Raw genomic sequence first — 19,518 nt, 5'->3', positions numbered from 1 at the left:
CGCGGCAGTCAACGTACCCTCGCGCCGGTTAAAACCGCTGCCATCGTGGGTGTAAAAGCGGGCATATATCCAGAGTAGAGCGTCCGCGCCGAATAGCGCGATCGCAAACAGGATCATGCCGAGCCAAAAGGCGGTCTGTTCTGACCGGAAGCCCCAGAGGGCGTTTTGGTTCCAGGCTATGACAGCGGCATCAGCGATAGCACATAGGCCCATCAGTTAGGGAAAAACAGAACGGATCTGTTTTTTTGATGGCCCGCACCCGCCCGAAACGTCATCCTCGCGAAGGCGGGGAGCCATTGGCGGTTTCAGGCCACGCGAAGTCCTGCTCAAGGACGATGGATATTATCGAAGTCATTGGCTTTAGGGTTGGCGTGGATGCCCTTGGCCTCCTGTTGCCGGTAGTAGGTCTCAATGCTCAGATTGGGGTCGATTCTGGCTTGGAGGATGCAGGGATGCTGTTGCCAAGGATAATCTAGGTTGCGCTTCATCGACACGTGGCGCTCGCGAGCTTCCCAGAATGAGTACGACATATTCCGCCAGCTCCGTGGGTCCCGCTTGCTCTGGATGTCATAAGCGGCGGTTATCGGATCCTGGTGACGAAACTGCTCCAGGACAGGCATGTCTGGTAGAGGTTGGCTTATGTCCATGTAGCGCTGCAAAGTGTCCCAGCAGGCCATGGCCTCTTCTGGCGTCAAACCCAACGGGTGAAGCTTCCCTCCCAGAAATATCTCACAATCGGCGTAACGGTGGTGTAGCCACAAGGCCATGCCGCCACTGCCGTGTGGGCCGGGTCTAAGTTCCATGGTCGCATCGAATTCATAGAATGGCGCCACGAACGGCTTACGAAACCGGCGAGCGATAGTCACCATACCGGTATGACGGTTGAATTCGCTGCCGTCATATTTGAATAGCCGCAGATATAGATCAAGAAGAAAGTCGAAGCCGACTACGCCCATGAAGACGGAGAGGGCCATCCAAACGCACATCCAAATGGCTCCAATGTCGCTATAGGCCATTAACCTGTAAAGGGCAGCAAGGGCGGCCACGCCTAAGCCCGCACTGACCAGAACAAGATAGGCCTTGAAGCTTTTTTTCCAGTATAGCCAGCCGCTCACTCCAATCATTAAGACAATAAAAAACGATACAAGAACCGCTAGAGCGAGTAGATCGGGGAGTAAGTCGACTATCGCAAGCATCCAAAAGAACCACGGAGCAGCAAACAGTGCGGCGACCTTTAAGCCGGGGATTAGAATTAAAAGCTTATTGAAGTTCTCGAACCGCCAGCGCCGGCTATCACAGTACAACTCAAGCTCACCCGTTCGCTCTACGAATGTGTGATCCTCAGCTTGAAGTTGCACATCAACCATCTGCCAAGGCTGCAGATTGGCGTAATTGCCCCAGTGAAGTTGAGTGCGGCGCATATTGGATCGCTTTGCGTCTTCCGTCCATTTATGGGAAGGCTGCGGCGGAACCGATCTTGAGTCATAAGCACTGGCTGCATAAAAATAATTATCTTTCACGGATGAATTCATAGCTGACGATATTCACTCTGTTCAATTATCCAATAGGGTGTATCGCCCATGACATCGTGTGCTGCGGGCACTTGGTTCGAGTTGAAGGCAGACCATTCACGGGGGCTGGGCTGAGGAAGAACAAGGTCGTCATAAGCCGGGAATGGATCATCGGCTCTGCAGCTCTGATGGCCTAATCGGAACTGAGCGCTCACCTTGAGCGCGTGTTTGCTGGCGAAATATGGGTTTGCTTGCGGCTGATTTTGAGAAGGGAGAACGTAAAGGACTCGGCCGGCATCCATGACCACTGCGTCCAGTTTAAGTTGATGAACTGCTTTTGGCGTTCTGCGTTGCCAGCCAGTCCCATGACTGCGTCTGAGAGTTAACTCGAATGCCAACAACATAAACCGCTTGTCGGTGGGGTATTGGCTTAAAAGGCCGGATCGTAGCTCGACCACCCAGTCTAGCGGTTCGAGTTCGCCCTGAGCTTGTCGAGCAGCAGACTGAAATTTTGCTCTATCTTCTTCGGGTGCTTCTTCGAGCCAGCTGTCCAGGCGTTTGATCGTGATTTTCGGCGCGCCTATGGCCCCGAGCAGTTGCTGATATGCAATTAGAGGATCATTCATTTGTGGCAGGCGTCGTTCAATACCGAACGGTCCATGTTTTATCGCCTGTTCGATAGCTCCGTCTGCTAAAAGTACTGCTGCTATCGCTCCTCCTAGTAGCAGAATTACGCCTGCGCTCAGTACCCAAGGGCTTGCCAATACGCCCAGCGTATAAAATGCCCACATGGCACTGCCCGAAGCCGCAATTGCGTTAGCAATAGACGCATCTTTGTCGCCGTGGTCGAAAGCCCGCTTGGCGTCCCACATGAAGAGTGCAGATGTAACACCCATAGCCACGAACGAGCCGGCTCTTGATATGCTGAGCCAACTGCTACCCGTACGCTTAGTAAGATTGGCAGCCCATTGATTCGACAAGCGCGATGCGTCTATGCGTCCTTTTTCCCATAATGCGTACCAGCGGGATCGATCGGTTGAACTTTCTATGATTTTTAATGCGACGTTGTTAGACGCAAGCAAAAGGTCCGCAATAGCTGAGGCGGCGCCGGCGATTAGTCTTCCTTTCTCCGTTTGAAGCAGATTTGACGCACCCACCGTATTCACATGCAGGTTGTAAGCAGCCAGCACGGTAGCCAAGAGCGGGAGCGCTGGCGATCTAGCTATACTACCGGCGCGGTCCAGATTGGCAGTGCTCATTTGCCACGAGCTTAAATCTCGAACCAGTGGGTCGTTTGCGGGCGCTGCAATCACCATCAAACGCCCAAGATCTTTACTGGCAAAGGAATTGGCCTGTGCCAATTTTCCGCTGGTTGTGGCCAGTACGTTCCCGGTCCGCCCCTGCAGATTGCTATACATATAATTTTGACGGGTCAGCGTTGTTCGATCGCTGGCTTTAAGGCCAAAACTGACACTGGCACCGTGCACGCCCAGCACTTCCATGTTCTGAGCAAGCGCTTCGCCTTGAGGCATAAAGCGGATAGTTCTGGCTTGGGTATGTAGTTTACTCAGCAACCCCAGCGTGGGAGCAAATAAGCGCGGCATTTCAATTTGTACAACAGCTGGGTTGGTGCGCAGTTTTCTGAGCGTTAGCAGTACGGCGCGAGTTAGATGGCTTAGCCACTCGTCAACGGCTAGTGCCACGTTCTGAATGGCGTACTGGTAGTTAGGCGAATTCTCGCTGTCCAATCCGGCGAACATTGCCAAGGTGCTGATACCCGCCCTTTGTAGATTAACTGGCTGTGTTGTAGCAGCCAACCGTGCCAAGCGTTGGGCCAGCTCGGGCAGTACCTCGCTTTCACGGGGTAATGCTTGACGAGTCAACGGATGAGTTGCAGCTGCGAGCTGTTTCACCAGTCCGTCCACATGCTGGATCAGGCTCCGATCATCCGGATGGAAACTGCGCGCATCGGTGTCTTCAGGAAGACGGCTGAGCATTTCCAGTATGTCTATCAGCAGGCTGTAGGGCTCTAACAGTCGTTCGTCATTTGAATAAATCCAATCGTTCCATATCGATGGCAGTTTCCTTTGTGCCAGCAACAAGGTGCGATCCAACTGAGTCCTGATAGTGTCGCGTGCAGATTTTCTCTGAATATGCAGCATCGACGTCTCAAGAGAAGTGGTATCGATTTGGTCTCTGAGATTCGATAGCGGGGCGTTGGCAGGTATGGACCATTGGTGGAGCACTTCGGCATACCGGCCGAAAGGCTGGAAGGGAACAAGGGCGTTGAAGGTTTGCAATGCTTCGCAGGCCAACCGAGATTGCTCGACTGCGTGGCGTAATTCAAATAAAGGGTCTTCAAGCAGAAAGCCGATTAGTTTCGGATAGCCGCGGAGGTTTTTTTCAGCTAATAAATCGTTGCCGGGGGGGAGTTCTGGCAGCTCTTCTGGCGCAGCAGAACCCATGTGTGCTGCGAGGTCCCGCTGATATGCATGTAATTGGACCAATAACTCATCAGGATCGAGGGCGGCTAGCGTTGGAGTGAACGCAGCTGGGTTTTGAAGTGCACACTCAACGTGTAAGTCCCGCGCCCGCATTCCTTCTGTGTCCGCAGCGATTATAACTGCCGGCATCGCTTGAGTAGGTTTCCACTCTTGCTCGCCTACTACTGCCGCAGCCCAAGCGGACGCCAGGTTCTGGAAACGATTGTTTACCCGCTTGGCGTCGGCTTCCAACCAGGTAAGGTATTCCCATGTCCAGGGCATTTCGCTGTATGCCATTTCGATCTGATCGCCAACGAAACGACCTTGCAGCAGCATCGGTACCAAAGTGAGCGACAGGGGCTTACCCACAGGTTCTCGATCGTCAGCCGGCTTGCCCTCGGCAGCTCGTTTTCGCCAATCGGCTACATCCACGTCTGCCAGATTGCCTTGCCCATCGCAGGACATTTCGCGCCATAGTCTGCCTTGGCGGAATATATAAATGCGTCCTGGTCTGGGTAATGCACCTTTGGGTTCCTCGGAAGCTTTTTGATGGCCTGGCAGTCTTGCCATAGGCAGCACAGCCAGAAAGGTATTCTGCTGAATCTCTGTCTCTTCCTCATGGCTGCGCATATCACTTTCTACAATAATCTGCAGGGTACTGCCGTCGATGCGCTCTATGTTTAGCGCCAACCGGGCTCGCTGCCTGGTCTCGTAATCGGCGCGCTTGCGAGTTCCTTGCTCAATCGGTTCATCCACTAATCCGCTCATGCGCCATCCTCTGGATCGAGTAGCTGTATCTGGTTGCCGAGTTCCGGATCTCCCCACACGTCGACGATCAACTGCTGCGGCCCCCGTTCGCTAGGATTCGGCTGGACTATCGGATTCACATTGGCTCTGCCAAGTGCTTCGCCTGTTGGGGCGGTATCAGCCGGCTGTGGTGCCACAGGCGGCAATGGCAAAGCCCCGCTACCCGAACCCGGACTCCCACCCGCATTGATGTTGACACTAGGCCCAACCAAGGTGACCCCGCTGGGATCCAGCTTTACGAAGCTGCCGCCGACCTTGAAGGTAATCTCGCTGCCGGCATCCAGGACGATTTTCATGCCGCTGGAGAGATGGATTTCTTCTCCTGCACTGAGCAGCTGTGCGGTGCCGAGTTTGACGTGTTGGCTTGTGCCGACGGTCAGGTGGTCGTTCGCCTTGATCTCGGTTTTGCGTTCGCCGTGGGTGGTGTGGTGCTCTTCGGCCATTAGCTCGGTATAGCTGTTGGCCTCCACACGATCATGGCGTTCGTTGCCGACGCGGATCTTCTGGTCATGCTGGATGTTCTCATCCCAGTCCCGCTGGGCGTGGATGTAGATCTGCTCCTGGTCTTTCTTGTCTTCGATTCGCAGCTCGTTGTAACCGTCACCGCCGGGTGAGCGGAGCGTCTTGAACACGCTGCGGGTCTTGTTGGCGGGCAGTTCGTACGGGACCGGATGTGTCTTGTGGTACAGGTAGCCGGTGACCAGGGGCTGGTCCGGGTCGGCCTCCAGGAAGGTGATCAGGACTTCCATGCCGACCCGGGGAATCGCGATGCCTCCGTACTGGTTACCGGCCCAGGTGGAGGCGACGCGCAGCCAGCAGCTGGTGCGTTCATTGCCCTGGCCTTCACGGTCCCAATGGAATTGCACCTTGATGCGGCCGTATTGGTCGCAGTGGATTTCTTCGCCCTTAGGACCAGTAACCACGGCGGTCTGGGTGCCGAGGACTTTGGGTTTGGGGTGATCGAGTTGTGGCCGGTACTGGACGTCCCAGGGCGCCGCGGTGAACTGGTTGCGGTAACCCTGCGTGAAACCATCTGACTCTTTGACGTCGCTGGTGACGGACTCTTCCAGTACCTGGGGCTGCTTGCCCTCGTGGTGAATGCCGACCACCAGCCATAAATCGTTCCATTCGGCGCGCGGATGCTCTGACAGGGTCAGAAAATGGCCGGTGACCAGTGTGGGTACGTCGCTTTTACCTTCGGCGAGTCGGTAATCGCTGCGGTGCCGTTCCAGGCTGCGCTTGGCCAGTTGTTTACCGCGGGCGCGTTCGGTGAAGCGGCCGGGGTAATCGTAGTCTTCCAGATCGGGCAGCGGTATGGGCTGCTCATCACCTTCAGCTGGTTGCTCCGCCTTGTGCGCGGCTTCCATCAGCAGGTGGGGCTTTTCAAAATCGTAGTCGCGACGGGTTATGCGGCTGGGGCGGGTTTCGATGCGCATGGCAAAGCGTTTGATGACGGGCTCATCGGCGACCAGGCCACTGTCCTGGATGTAGGCCGTGGGGCGGTCCAGCTTGGGAAAGCCGGTCTGATCATCGCCGAATACCAGCAGGTGGTTATCGATGCTGTGTTCAAAGTGATAGTGGATGCCTTCTTCTTCGCACAGGCGCTGGATGAAGTGCAGGTCGGTTTCATCGTATTGGGTGCAGTAGACCCGCTGGGGGTATTCGCTGTTGAGCTGGAAGCGGTAGGCGTCAGCCTGGATGCCGTGGTCGTTCAATACACGGCTGATGATTTCGGGCACGGACAGATGCTGAAAGATGCGTTGGTTGGTGCGGTGCCCGAGATAGAAGAGATGCGGCACCAGGTCGATGTGGTAACGCGTGAGCCGCTTGCCGGCATCACCCTGGGCGACGCGGTGGATCAGTCCGTGGATGCCCTTTCCCTGGCCGGCGAAATTAAAAATCGCGGGCTGTTGCAGCAGTGCTTCAATATCCAGATCGGGGCGTTCGCTCACTAACTCCAGTTGGAAGCAGTAAGACTGGCTGATGGCTTCGGTGCCGGTGAAGGACAGCACCTTGAAGTCATGGGCAATGCCGTGGATATCGAGTGTGAATGCGGCCGTGTTGGCAGGGGTGAACATCCGATGTTCCTTGTGCTTGGGCTGTGGAGCGGGCGCATTATTGCAGATCGGGAAAATGAAAAACGTGAGGTGGTCGGCAAAACGAAACACGGGTTAGGTTGTGCGCGAAATCCAGCTGGATTGGGCGCTGTAGAGCGCTAGCGAGTGCGCAAGAAGTGGCGCAGTTGTTGGCGGTGAGAAGGTCAAAATGGGTTCCCGCGTGCGCGAGAATGACGGGGTTTTGGTGGGGCGCGGTGTTATGGTCTGGGACTCCGCTTGGTTTCCCGCCTTCGCGGGAATGACGGGGTAGGGGCAAGAATGACGAGGAATCGTGGGAATGACGGGGTAGGGGCGGGAATGACGAGGACTCGCTTGAATGATTAGGAATGGCGGAAGTAGCGAAGTGGGGGCGGGAGTGGCGAGGGAGCATGTAAAAGAGTAAGGAGGTTGGGCTGGAATGGGTGCGGGGAAAACTGGGCGAGATGCAGGTGTGGTGGCCGTTTCCATTAGCAATTGAAGGTTTGCTGGGGCACAATTGCTTATTCGGAAATTGAGGGTGGAGAGCAATTATGAAAGGCAACCAGGAAGTCATCGACTGCCTTGTTTCACTGTTACGTGGCGAACTTGGTGCGCGCGATCAGTATTTTCTCCACTCGCGCCTTTATGACGATATGGGCTATAGCAAGCTTTACGACCGTATCAATCATGAGATGGAAGAAGAGACTCAGCACGCTGACGCCATCCTCAAGCGTATTTTGTTCCTCGAAGGCAAGCCGGACATGACACCTGATGCAATTCATCCCGGGTTCACCGTGCCCGACATGCTTGCATCCGATCTCAGGCTGGAATACGAAGTACGCGAAAATCTGGCGGCAGCGATTGCGCTATGTGAGAAGCACAAGGATTATCCGACTCGCGAAATGCTCGAGATCCAGCTTCAGGATACCGAGGAAGATCACGCCTATTGGCTGGAGCAGCAATTGCGACTGATCAAGCTGATTGGACTGCAGAACTACCTACAGTCTCAGATCTGAGCTTCGGGGCGGTAACCCAGTCTTATACCTCCCCAATGTCGTCCATGAACGCGAATGGGCACTGACAGGTCATGCATGATTTCGCCAGTGTCGCGTTTATAGGTTTGCAGCAATAGCGCTTTTTCGTGACTTCCACAACGCCTTCCGGTGGGGTCATCGAATAGCCGTTTGGTACGGCAGTGCTGTGTATCGTGTTTCAGATCGCCGTTAGGGCGCGCACAGAACGCATTGTTGTGCGTTGGGACGTACCCGGCGACGGTAGTCGCAATGGCATATACCAGGGCAGGATTTTCCTTTAGCAGTGGTTCCTGAATGCCCGGGAGGACCTTGTCGGCATACTTGTCGAAGTGGCTGGTATATTGCTGAGGTCGCGTGCCCTCGATGGGGTCGAGCGTGGTATTGAATAGACTATCAAGGCCGATAGCACCACTCAGAATGTCCGCTTCGAAGCGCTCCTCAATAGCCTTTGCAGCTGCCTGAGCAGCCTCGAAACAGTGCTGGTGGTAGGGGTCCAATGCGACCTCTGCCAGCATTTCACTGACCTCTTCCGCTATTGCCACCAACTGGTTTGCTTCATTGCCCAGCGACCGGGTTTGCGCATCGCTGTCAGACAAATCAGCTCTTATCTGCTCCACGGCGGTAGATAGGCTGTCCAGTTGATCCTGATTCTCGACGCTACTGTGGGCGATCAGACTGGTTGCCTGTTTCACAGCGTCACCCTGTTGATTGATACCCGCCAATTGCGAGTCTGCTTCCTCGATAAGGTGCACACCTGCCTGAATCTGTTCGGCAAGAGCATTTATACTCTCGGTCACCAGACCGGCTTGTTGGTGCATTTCGTCAATAATAAGGGAGACTTCGGAAGTGGACTGGCTGGTACGACTGGCGAGGGCCCGGACTTCGTCAGCAACTACAGCAAACCCCCGACCCATCTCGCCGGCCCGAGCAGCCTCAATTGCGGCGTTCAACGCCAAAAGGTTGGTCTGGCTGGCGATTCCATCGATAACCTGGGTCACCTGAACGATTTTGGCGGCCCGTGCATTGAGCTGTGTAAGCATGTGCAAACTGTCACTCGCCTTACCGGCAAGTTGTTGCATCAGTGCTGTGGTGTTGTCCAGAGCTTGCTTGCCAGCGGCGCTGCTGGTCAAGGCCACTTCGGCTGCCCTGTCTGCATCATCAGCATAGCCAGCGGCTTTTTCCACCTGTTGAGCTATGGCACCGGCATTGCTGGCAGCCTGGGTAGTGGCAGCCAGTTGGGAGGAGATCCGGGTCGCCAGCTGGTCGACAGAGTAGGATACCTCTGCTGCGGCAATAGCGTTGTGGCAGGTTGATTTGGATAACCGTCTTGCCAGTTCGCTCAGTTTGTCGGTGCTATCTACAGTCGGGGCTGTAGGCTGGCGCAACAGGGTTACCCAAGGCAGGGCGGCGATCAACGGGGTGTACCAGAGGGTTTCGGGCCCCATAAACAAGACAGCTGCAAGCACCAGTAGAATCTGAATGACAACGCAAAAGAATTTATTATTGGATATTGGCAGCATGGCTCTCTCCCTGGACCCAGGGCGCCTGTTTGGCTAAGCACGATCACTACGCCTGGTAGGCTGAGTTTGCGGCTGGCGTCGAGGTACGCCAATGCGCCTTTGGTCTATTACGCATTGGTCTTGAGGGTAGGGCCATGATCGAAAACTTAGCTGCGTCGGAGCAACTGTCCCCATAACGATTCTGCTGGAGCGCGCCAGATCTGAACATGGAGCCATTCTAGCGAAACCCTGTCTCTCGCTAACAGTGTGCGCTCGGTATTGCTGAGCCCCTCAGCCCCTTCACGCAGGCAGCGTGTGCGTAATGCCTGTAATCGCTCCTTGCGTGTAGCTCCGCCGAGGTCTCGCGCGAGTCCTGCGTGCAAGGCGTTGAGTCGGGGGTTGATCAACGCTTGTTGAAATGCAGACATCTGCCCATGGGCCTGGTGGTGGATGGGCTCATTGCTGAGGTCGTCGAGTAGCTGGGATCCGCTGGATTCTTCCGGTATTACCAACAGCCCACCCCGTCTGAGGGTTTGCCCGGCCCGAATGCGGCTGAGCAATACAAATACCGGTGCAGCGAAAATCAAGGGGATGGCTACTGGCAACGACCACAGAAAAAACATGGGATCAATCCAGTAGGCAAATCCGATCCAGCCCAAAGCCAACAAGCTGCCAAACGCCTGATTGATTATGGCTTCGCTCCAGCCGCTCTCACCGCTGCGATTCTGTCCTGCCCATTGGAGTTTGATATTGAACAGTGACTCAAGCACAAAGCGTGTGTGGGAAAGCATGCGGATAGGTGCGAGAAGTGCAGAGACCAGCATCTCCAGTAGAACGCTGACCATTAACCGGGATGCCCCGCCAAAACTCCGGGATCGGCCACCCATTACCGCATCGAAAACTGCCAGAAACTTGGGCAGAAACAGTAACGCAAAGGTAATCGAAATCAGGACTATCGCTCGAAGGGGCCGCCATTCCGGCCAGACCGGATGCAACTGGTGGGCTTCGGGAAAATACTCGATGGGCCAGATTACCATGCTGGCCGCGGCAACGGTTGCCAGGACTAGGAAGGCCAGCCACAGGGGCGATGCGGCATAGGACATGATGCCGTTGAGAAAGGCCATGCGATGGGCCAGACGTAGTCGACGGCCGCGCAGCATTAGCCACAGGTGCTGAAGATTACCCTTTGCCCAGCGCCGGTCACGGTTGAGTTCCTCCACCAGCGTAGGAGGAGACTCTTCATAACTTTGCCTGAGTTCGGGCTCAAGCCAGACCTCTTGCCCGGCGCGACCCATGTAGGCGGCTTCCACAAAGTCATGGCTCAGTATCGGCCCCTTGAACAATCCCCAGCCGGGCAATTTGCGAAGACCGCAATATTGCATGAAGGGTGCTGTGCGCAAGATCGCATTGTGGCCCCAGAAAGCCGCTTCGCCCATCTGAATGGCGGCAAGGCCGGTAGTAAACAGTGGGCCATACAGCTGATTGGAAAATTGCTGGATCCGCGCGAATACCGACTGGCCATTCAGCAGGCTGGGGCTACTTTGTAGAATACCCACCCGGGGGTGCCGCTGCATCAACTGCACCATTTGTACCAGCGTGTCACCACCCATCAGGCTGTCGGCATCGAGAACCACCATGTAGGGATAACTCTTGCCCCATCGGCGCAGGAAGTCCCCTACGTTGCCACTTTTATAGTTCTGATTCAGGGGGCGACGGCGATAATGGATCTGACCTTCGGCCTGCAGCTCCTCAGTCAGAGAGGCCCAGGCTGCCTGCTCGTCCAGCCAGATATCGGGATCGCGAGTGTCCGACAGAATGAAAAAATCGAAATGCTCGACCTGACCCGTCCGCCGCAGGCTCAGATACACCGTCTTGAGCCTGCCTAGACAGTCGCTGACGTTTTCGTTGTATATGGGCATGACCACAGCTGTGCGGGCCATGGGTGTTGATGCGAGTGTTGAGGCGGTCTGCTGATGCATCAGCGAGTGCCGGTCACCCCCCCTGAGGCGCAAGACAAAACCGAAAACGCCTATCCAGAACCCCAGGGAAATCCAGGAGAACAGAATGGCAAAAATGCTGGCCATGCCAATCTCTACCCAGGTTCCGCCGTTGTAGGGCAGGATAGACAACATGAACCAGGTTGCGAAGACGGTTTGCAGCAACACTGCTACGAGCAACATCAAGCGCCGCCGAAAACCTATCATCCGCCAGGGCCGAACAGGCTGCTCCTGGATTGTTGAGCGGCTTTCCAGGTTCGTCGCAATTGCAGAGGAGGGCGTGCCCATCAGTAGTCACCGTAGCCAAGGCTGCCGCGGCACAAAGGCGGCGACGGGAGTGGGGCGCTATGGCGGGGCAGTTCAAAATAGAGCGGTATCAGCCCCATGCTTGCAGCCAGGGTGTCACCCGGATCCGCATCCAGCGCTTGAGTAACCAGCGCCAACGCCTGTTTTTCCGCATCGACTGTGATGGTTACCCCCGACAACTCGAGATAGCGCAAAACCCGGCGCAGCGCCTGTTCACTTGGAGGCGTTGAAGTATTCACTTTTGCAGACCCAGCAGGCCGGTGTTTCTGGGTAGTTGGTATGTCCAGGTTTCTGTCACCGGCTCATTTTCAAGGGAGAGAAAACCGCGCAGGGTTAGCGGCTTCTCATCCGCAGGTCGCGCAAGAATAGACAGTCGCCACTGCTTCAACGGCTCCAGGTATTCAACAAAATGGCTGATGATTTCGCCATCCTCCAGGCCTGTTACCGAGGCGACGACGGGAGCGTCGGCTACCAGATCCTCCAGAGCACCCCCGGCAAAGTCGACGATAACTCGCACGGCGCCGGCCTGATTGCCCCCGCCCACACGGCTGCCGTCGCCCAGGTGCGTGGCCATTGTGCGTGCCAGTGGCTCGACTGGAATCCGCTGATCACCAAAGGTAGTAGTGTACGAAAGGTGCAGGGGTTCGTTCGGGACGACTTCCTGAGCGGGCTGCCAGAAGGCGACAATATTGTCGTTGGTTTCACCCTTAGTTGGCAGTTGCACCAACACCACATTACCCTTGCCCCAATCACCCACAGGCTCGACCCAGGCGCTGGGGCGGGTGTCGTAGCGGGCTTCCTTATCCATGTATTGGGTGAAGCTGACGTCGCGCTGCATCAGGCCGAATCCGCGTACATTATCGGTGGCGAAGTAGTCTGTGGTCAGCGATACAGGATTCAGCAAAGGCCGCCACAACCATTCATCTGATACCCCATCATGTATCAATAGGCCGTCAGAGTCGTGCACCTCGGGTCGCCATTCACCATGGGGTTTGAGGGTGTTTTCTCCGTAATAGAACATGCTGGTCAGTGGTGCAATACCCAATAATTTTACGTTCTTGCGGGGAAATACGACCGATTTGACCTCAACGGTTGTCTGGTCTCCCGGTGTCACGGTGTATTGGTAGGCACCTGTCATGCTGGGGCCGTCCAGCAGGGCGTGAAAGGTAAAGCTTGAAGCGCCTGCCTTGGGTGTTTCCAACCAGTACTCAATGAAGGCCGGAAACTCCTCCCCGCCAGGAAGGCCGGTATTGATTGCCAGGCCGCGGCCGGATAGCCCAAAGTTCGTATCGCGGCTCACGGCACGGTAATAACTGGCGCCGGCAAAAACCAGAAACTGGTTCTGCAAGTCATTACCCTTTAAAGGGAAGGTCAACTTGAATCCGGCGTAACCAAGGTCTGCGGGGATCTGCTGCTCCAGTTCGCCGCTGGGGTAGTCAAAACTGGATTTATTGAAGGGCAAGGGCTCGCTTTCGCCATCGCTGACGACATTGATCTGCACCGGGTGGGTATAGAACAGGCCCGGGGGCACAAGCATGACCTTGAATTTGGAGTCGGTTTCCTGCCACAAGCTGCTCTGCGGCTTGAACCTGATGCCTTGATACTGATCGTAATTCAGATTCTGCAAAAAACCCGGGATCTCTGGCGGAGCCTGATACTTCTCCCTGGAAAGGGATTCCGCTTTAGCCACAACGGTGCCACGGACAGTGTCTGCATTGGCGCTGACAGCATAAGCCAGCAGCGTAACTGTCAGCAGGGGTAACAGAACGAGCTTCATTCATGGTTTCCTTGCAAAGGGGGGGCAAACCGGTACCGATTGGTCTTTTCAAACAGCTGTGTCGTTCACATTCGATACACGGGGAGCTTTCGCCTTTGGCAGCTGAAACGCTTGTAAGTTCCGTTTCAGAGGCCCGGAAAAGGTGACTGGTGTGACGTTGACAAAGCTAGGGGTGTTATCAATGAGTCGTTGCTGACTGTACCTTGCGAACAGCGCACCCTCGGGGGTATAAGACCCGATCCATTCTGGAGGTCTAAATGAACACACACAATCCAACAGATCCTCTGAGCTGGCGCCCGGCCGGTCGTCGTGAATGGTTGGGGCTGGCTGTTCTGGTCTTGCCCACTCTGCTCCTGGCGCTCGACATGACGGTTCTGCATCTGGCTGCACCGCAATTGAGTGCAGACCTGCAGCCAAGTAGTGCGCAGTTGCTCTGGATACTGGATATATACGGCTTCATGGTGGCCGGTTTTCTGATTACCATGGGCACCCTGGGTGATCGTATTGGTCGTCGGCGCTTGTTGCTGATTGGTGCTTTTGCCTTTGGGGTGGCCTCTATCGCAGCAGCCTTTGCCAGCTCTTCCGGCATGCTGATAGTAACTCGGGCCATTCTGGGGATCGCCGGTGCAACTCTGATGCCCTCCACGCTTTCGCTGATCCGCAACATGTTCCATGTTCCCCATGAGCGTACTCTGGCGATTACCATATGGATGACGGGCTTTATTGTTGGTACCGCTATAGGGCCGTTGATCGGCGGCATCGTTCTGGAATTCTTCTGGTGGGGTGCGGTGTTTCTGCTGGCGGTACCGGTGATGGTTCTGCTTTTATTGGTTGGGCCATTTCTTCTTCCAGAATTTCGCGATGAGCAGGCCGGACGACTGGACTTTCCCAGTGCGCTGCTATCGATTTCTGCCCTGTTGCTGGTCATTTTCGGCCTCAAGGATGTAGCACGCGATGGCGTCAACCTCCTGGCCATTGCGGCTAGTGTGCTGGGCATCGTTGTGGGTGTGTTATTCATACGCAGGCAGCGCAGCCTGGTCGATCCGATGCTGGATATGGATTTGTTTCGACGTCGCGCCTTTACGGTGTCCGTGATCGCAATGTTGATGTCGATCCTCGCCTTGTCCGGCGCGTGGCTGCTGATTTTCCAGTACTTGCAGGGGGTGATGGGTCTCAGTGCTCTGGCAGCAGGCGTGGTGATGCTCCCGTCTGCGGTGTTGCAGACCATCGCTTCCCTGTTGGTACCGCGTATGTCCCGGTGGCTGAAGCCATCCTGGTTGGTCAGCGGTGGCTTGCTGATAGCGGTGATAGGGTTTGCCGCACTGATCCTCGTGGAAGGCGAGTACGGACTAGGATGGATGATTCTGGGTACCATTCTGCTCGGCGTCGGGATAATGCCCATGATGATTCTGGGCACTGATCTGGTAATGAGTTCCGTGCCGCCTGAAAAAACCGGCGCAGCCGCGGCTACTTCCGAAACGGCGACTGAGCTGGGGATGGCCATGGGCATTGCGGTAATCGGGAGTGTTGGCGCTGCCGTTTACCGTGGACACATGGCTGCCCAGATGCCAGCCGGGTTGGACGTGCAGCAGATTGAAATAGCGAGTGACACCCTCGGAGGCGCCCTGGGTGTTGTTGCTATGTTACCCCCGGATTTGGCAGAGGCGTTGCTGGTTGCGGTGCAGGGTGCCTTTGCGGAGGCATTGCACGCCAATGCGCTGATCGGTGGGGCGATCATGGCTGCTGCTGCAGTACTGACGGCAATCTGTTTGCGGGATGTGCGGGTGAGCGGGGGCGGGCACTGACCGTTTTGGCAAAAAAAACGCCCCGGCGGCAAAAGCCGGCGGGGCGTTTCAGATAGCGGGCTGAACCTTAGTTCTTGGCCGCTTTCTTTTCTTTCTCTTTCGCGATAACGGTCTCGGCTACGTTAGCCGGGCACGGCGCGTAGTGAGCAAACTCCATGGAGAACTGACCACGGCCAGACGTCATTGTGCGCAGGGTGCTGATGTAGCCGAACATTTCTGCCAGCGGAACATCAGCCTTTACGCGCACGCCAGTGGCGCTGATTTCCTGACCGAGGATCATGCCGCGGCGACGGTTCAGGTCACCGATAACATCACCAACATGGTCTTCAGGTGCGTATACGTCGACCTTCATCATAGGCTCGAGCATTTGTGGGCCGGCCTTGGGCATGGTCTGGCGGAAGGCACCCTTGGCTGCGATTTCGAACGCAATGGCCGAGGAGTCAACGGCGTGGTAACCACCGTCCTTCAGCTCGACAACCACGTCCAGCACGGGGAAGCCAGCCAGCGGGCCAATGCCCATCATGGAAGCGAAACCCTTCTCGATAGCCGGGAAGTATTCCTTCGGAACGTTACCGCCCACAACGGAAGACTTGAAGGTGAAGCCAGTGTTCGGCTCGCCGGGCTTGATGACGTAGTCAATCTTACCGTACTGACCGGAACCACCCGACTGCTTCTTGTGGGTGTAGCTGTCTTCAACGTCCTTGGTGATGGTCTCGCGGTAGGCAACCTGTGGCTGACCTACAACCAGATCCACACCGTAAGTGCGGCGCAGGATGTCGACTTTGATATCCAGGTGCAGCTCGCCCATACCCTTGAGGATGGTTTCGCCTGAATCAATGTCAGTTTCAACACGGAAAGTAGGATCTTCTGCAACCATCTTGCCGATGGCCACGCCCATCTTCTCGGTGGAACCCTTGTCTTTCGGGGTAACCGAGATGGAGATTACGGGCTCGGGGAACACCATGGCTTCCAGGGTGCAGGGGTGCTTGGGATCACACAGGGTGTGACCGGTTTGCACGTTCTTCATGCCCACGATGGCAATAATGTCACCGGCGGTGGCGAAGCTCAGTTCGTTGCGCTCGTTGGCCTGCATTTCGACCATACGGCCCACGCGCTCGCTCTTGCCGGTAAACGAGTTGAGGATGGTGTCACCCTTGCTCAAGGTACCGGAGTAGATGCGTACGAAGGTCAGGGCGCCGAAACGGTCGTCCATGATCTTGAACGCCAGAGCACGGAAGGGCTCCTTCTCGGAAACGATGGCGTATTCGCCGTTGGCGTTGCCTTCTTCGTCGGTCAGGGGCTGCGGGTTAACTTCGTGCGGTGCAGGCAGGTAGTCGACAACGGCGTCGAGCAGCAGCTGCATGCCCTTGTTCTTGAATGCCGAGCCACAGTAGGTTGGGAAGAACGCCAGTTCCAGCGTGCCCTTGCGGATGCAGCGCATGATGTCTTCGTTGGAGGCTTCTTCGCCTTCCATGTAGGCCATCAGCAGGTCGTCGTCCATTTCCAGGGCAGTTTCGACCAGCTCGCCGCGGTATTTCTCTACATCGTCAACCATGTCGGCTGGGATGTCGGTGATCTCGTAATTTTCCGGCAGACCGGTAGCATCCCAGACGTAAGCCTTGCGGGTCAGCAGGTCAACGACGCCGGAGAAGGTATCTTCCCGACCGATTGGCAGTGTCATGATCAGTGGCTTGGCACCCAGCACTTTCTCGACCTGAGCGGTTACGCGCAGGAAGTCGGCACCGATACGGTCCAGCTTGTTGACGAAGATCAGGCGGGATACTTTCGAATCGTTCGCGTAGCGCCAGTTGGTTTCTGACTGGGGCTCAACACCGCCGGAACCGCAGAATACGCCGATGCCGCCGTCGAGTACTTTCAGCGAGCGATAAACTTCAACTGTAAAGTCAACGTGGCCGGGGGTGTCGATAACGTTGAACCGGTGGCCTTTCCAGAAACAGCTGACGGCTGCCGACTGAATGGTAATACCGCGCTCGGCTTCCTGATCCATGAAGTCGGTGGTGGACTCGCCTTCGTGAACTTCGCCAAGTTTGTGGATACGACCGGTCAGCTTGAGAATACGCTCGGTAGTGGTGGTTTTCCCGGCATCAACGTGGGCGAAGATACCGATGTTTCTGTAGAGGTTAAGGTCTGTCGTCATAGCGCTCTCTGATAAGCCGGGTGGAAATAAAGGCGCTCATCATACAGGATTAGAAGTGATTTCGCTCTGCTTTTACGACGGAAAGGAGGGCAAGCTTTCCAGAGACACGTTTGACGAGCGCCGGGGCTAACGACGCTCGCATATTTCCCGTCTCCGCCTCGGAGTTGGAGGCCTCTATTACAGCCGCTCCGCGGCATCCTGTTACGCCGAGGCTTCTACCTCGTAGTTGGCATAGGAATGTTTCAGTGTCGCATGGTTGAGCAACATCTGTGCTTTGAGTGTTTTGCCACTGGCATCGTAGATGCTGGAAAGCACCCAATAGGATTCTGTGCGCTTGCTCTCGGAGAGTGCAACGATTTCCCGCCGTATGAGGTAGTCCTCGCCTAAAAACAGAGGGCCATCGATCATGCGGATCTCCTGATCGGCGAACAGGCCAATAACCGGTTGCTTGACCGGGAATTCTGCTTCCTTGCTGGTGTATTCAGCGAGCACGCTGACCATTTCCATCGGGATGATGGCGCGGCCCCACGGCGTAGTGGCGGGGTCGGAATACCAGGGAGAGTTCTCGGTGATACCCTCGAGTTTCTGTGCAAGGGAGAACGGGTACAGGTTGCCCATATGTTGGTCGTGGTCCATACGCACTTTTTCGTCGCGGGCGCCGGTCATCCCCACATGCAGGTCCGACAGGATGACCAGTTTTTCCGGTGGGCGCAGTTTGGCCATGCGTTGGTCCAGCAGGCTTTCGCCGGCATCCGGCCCCAGGCTGGCGCTGGCTTCAAGCACCGGAGTGCCGTCTGCCTTTTCGGCCCAGGCGCGCACCCTGGTGGCGCCTGGGGCGGGGCGCTCTATGAACGCGCGAACCTGCTCACCTTCCACGACCATGTTCTGAAAGTGGGCGGAAAAACAGCCACGCTCAAACCAGGTCTGCCCCCATATTTCGGCCAGCAGCGGTGCAAACTGGCTGAAATGCGTGGGGCCTTCAATCGGGCCCGCCCTGAAGCCCAGCTTCTCGGCCATGCTGTCATCGTGTATGGAGGTGTGGCCGCTGTATTCCTGATCGGCCAGCATCTGTTTTGGCTCACGCACGGGGCCGCACAGGTAAAGGGGGGTATCGAAGCTCATCATTGATCCTTGATTTGGCTGTTTGGGTTTCAACAGCTCGAGTGTAGGCGCGGTGGGGCAAAGCCGGCAAATGGCTTGTTAATGCAGCATTCAGCGCGTTTATCTTCGCGTGTTGGTTAGCGCGCCTGGGCGAAGGGAGCTGGCTTGGTCCTGGCTGCGCTCACCTTGCGGTAGCCTTCGGTCAATGCAGCAGCGATACCGTCTGCGTCTGGGATATTTCTCGAGACCACGTATACCAAGGGCCAGGTATCGAGCACGTCGCATTTTGAATCTGCTTGCGGATAATGAAGCAACGCTTTCTTGATTGGATCGGCGTAACTGATCAGGTAGTCGGCACGCCCTTTTTGTAGCAGTTGCATGGCAGCTACGTGATCCGGCGCGACAATTGGACGCCGCTTGTTTTTCTCGAATATGTCGTCGAGCTGTGCGCGGTAGGTGTAACCCCTGATCAGTACCAGATCCTTGCGAGCAAGGTCCTGAACACTCTCGATCGAAGGAGTAGCTTCCAATGAGAATGCGCATAGCGTTATATCGATGCCGATTGAAGGCGTTTCGAGCGTAGCATCTTGCAGGGCAGGAATGGCCTGCGATCCGGGCCAGAAATCGATCTTGCCGGTGGTCAGGCCGTGGTAAATGCGCCTGATCGGATAACTTACCCAATTGATACCTAGCCCGCTTTCCGCCGCGACGCGATTGGTCAGCTCGATAACGCTCCCGGCTGGCTCACCGTTGTCATCGAGATACGCCATGGGGGGGAAGTTCAGAAAGGCTGCATTCAGTGTTCGAACGGGTTCTGCGGCATGCACGAAACTGAAACTGGTGTACAGCATCAGCAGTAGACCCAGAGAGATTCTGCGCCAGGGGCGGGTATATTGGTTCATTTATTTATTATTGGTTTGGTATTTGTAAGCGCACGCTGCCAAGCCTAGACGGGAATTCATTTG

12 protein-coding genes are annotated in these 19,518 nt (G+C 56.0%); 2 read left to right on the top strand and 10 right to left on the bottom strand.

All coding sequences use genetic code 11. The annotated features are described in order from the left end of the window. Positions 1–326: 326 nt before the first annotated feature. Genes IEV54_RS17405 through IEV54_RS15165 form a run of 3 tightly spaced genes read right to left on the bottom strand, consistent with a single transcriptional unit; the run spans position 327 to position 6,879 of the window. A complete protein-coding gene (locus IEV54_RS17405) occupies positions 327–1,520 on the bottom strand; it encodes a hypothetical protein (RefSeq protein ID WP_223825532.1) in 1,194 nt (397 codons plus the stop codon). 8 nt (positions 1,521–1,528) lie between these two features. Further along, complete coding sequence (locus IEV54_RS15170; RefSeq protein ID WP_150278865.1) at positions 1,529–4,762, bottom strand: hypothetical protein; 3,234 nt, start codon at positions 4,760–4,762, stop codon at positions 1,529–1,531. After that, on the bottom strand, positions 4,759–6,879 hold the full coding sequence (locus IEV54_RS15165) for a type VI secretion system Vgr family protein (RefSeq protein WP_150278866.1): 2,121 nt from the start codon (positions 6,877–6,879) through the stop codon (positions 4,759–4,761). The genes IEV54_RS15170 and IEV54_RS15165 overlap by 4 nt, the downstream gene beginning before the upstream one ends. A 548-nt stretch (positions 6,880–7,427) precedes the next feature. Here IEV54_RS15165 and bfr point away from each other — a divergent pair. Then, entirely contained in the window at positions 7,428–7,892 is a 465-nt protein-coding gene (gene bfr, locus IEV54_RS15160) for a bacterioferritin (RefSeq protein ID WP_150278867.1), read from the top strand. On the opposite strand, the gene IEV54_RS15155 is transcribed toward bfr, so the two are convergent. The 4 genes from IEV54_RS15155 to IEV54_RS15140 form a co-directional block, all read right to left on the bottom strand. After that, positions 7,883–9,430, bottom strand: a complete 1,548-nt coding sequence (locus IEV54_RS15155; protein ID WP_150278868.1) for a methyl-accepting chemotaxis protein — start codon at positions 9,428–9,430, stop codon at positions 7,883–7,885. The genes bfr and IEV54_RS15155 overlap by 10 nt on opposite strands. Before the next feature lie 146 nt (positions 9,431–9,576). Further along, entirely contained in the window at positions 9,577–11,694 is a 2,118-nt protein-coding gene (mdoH, locus tag IEV54_RS15150) for a glucans biosynthesis glucosyltransferase MdoH (protein ID WP_150278869.1), read from the bottom strand. Beyond that, positions 11,694–11,951 carry a hypothetical protein gene (locus IEV54_RS15145; protein WP_150278870.1) on the bottom strand — a complete coding sequence of 86 codons (258 nt, stop codon included), beginning with the start codon at positions 11,949–11,951 and terminating at the stop codon, positions 11,694–11,696. The genes mdoH and IEV54_RS15145 overlap by 1 nt, the downstream gene beginning before the upstream one ends. Beyond that, entirely contained in the window at positions 11,948–13,489 is a 1,542-nt protein-coding gene (locus IEV54_RS15140) for an OpgD/OpgG family glucan biosynthesis protein (RefSeq protein ID WP_150278871.1), read from the bottom strand. The genes IEV54_RS15145 and IEV54_RS15140 overlap by 4 nt, the downstream gene beginning before the upstream one ends. Before the next feature lie 257 nt (positions 13,490–13,746). Between IEV54_RS15140 and IEV54_RS15135 the strand changes: the two genes are divergently transcribed. After that, entirely contained in the window at positions 13,747–15,294 is a 1,548-nt protein-coding gene (locus IEV54_RS15135; RefSeq protein ID WP_150278872.1) for an MFS transporter, read from the top strand. A 67-nt stretch (positions 15,295–15,361) separates the two neighbouring features. Here the strand turns inward: IEV54_RS15135 and fusA are convergent, their stop codons facing one another. The 3 genes from fusA to IEV54_RS15120 form a co-directional block, all read right to left on the bottom strand. Then, positions 15,362–17,452: an elongation factor G gene (gene fusA / locus IEV54_RS15130; RefSeq protein ID WP_150278873.1), complete on the bottom strand. Its 2,091-nt coding sequence runs from the start codon at positions 17,450–17,452 to the stop codon at positions 15,362–15,364. Between the two features lie 201 nt (positions 17,453–17,653). Next, positions 17,654–18,574 (bottom strand): hypothetical protein, encoded by a 921-nt coding sequence (locus tag IEV54_RS15125; RefSeq protein WP_223825533.1) that lies wholly within the window; start codon positions 18,572–18,574, stop codon positions 17,654–17,656. A 116-nt stretch (positions 18,575–18,690) separates the two neighbouring features. Further along, positions 18,691–19,455, bottom strand: a complete 765-nt coding sequence (locus tag IEV54_RS15120) for a substrate-binding periplasmic protein (protein WP_150278875.1) — start codon at positions 19,453–19,455, stop codon at positions 18,691–18,693. Positions 19,456–19,518 lie beyond the last annotated feature (63 nt).

The sequence above is a fragment of the Halopseudomonas salina genome, from assembly GCF_014637955.1.
GTDB lineage: Bacteria > Pseudomonadota > Gammaproteobacteria > Pseudomonadales > Pseudomonadaceae > Halopseudomonas > Halopseudomonas salina.
This window is presented reverse-complemented; position numbering and strand designations above follow the sequence as displayed.